General features: G+C 36.8%; 1 protein-coding gene. It reads right to left on the bottom strand.

Going from position 1 to position 302, the window contains the following annotated elements:
* A partial coding sequence (locus CWB85_RS22000) for a DNA-J related domain-containing protein (RefSeq protein WP_283235146.1) occupies positions 1-236 on the bottom strand: 236 nt, incomplete at its 3' end.
* Positions 237-302: the final 66 nt, after the last annotated feature.

The raw sequence follows: 302 nt of genomic DNA, 5'->3' as shown, positions 1-302 counted from the left end.
GTGAGGGTGATTTGTAAGCTGGCAATCGCTAAATGTTGGGAGGGGTGCAGTTGCTGTTGTAATTGATACAAAGCATTCATGATTAAAAAATTACGTTTAAATAAATCACGATCTGGCTGAATGTCGAGTGAGTCGATAGCGCCTTGCTGCTGTAATTTTAATGCTAAAGTATGAACCATCCATGTGTCTTTCGTTAGAATAAGCTCAAAAATCTCATCTATCAGTGGGTTAAGCATTGTTTGCAGTCTAGTTATTAGTGTATCTTGGCTAAATTATCATAGCTTCTACTGTTAACAAAATTC

This window comes from Pseudoalteromonas sp. S1727 (assembly GCF_005886375.1).
Classification (GTDB): Bacteria; Pseudomonadota; Gammaproteobacteria; order Enterobacterales; family Alteromonadaceae; genus Pseudoalteromonas; species Pseudoalteromonas haloplanktis.
Note: the sequence above shows the minus strand (reverse complement) of the source record. Positions and strands in the feature narration are given on the sequence as shown.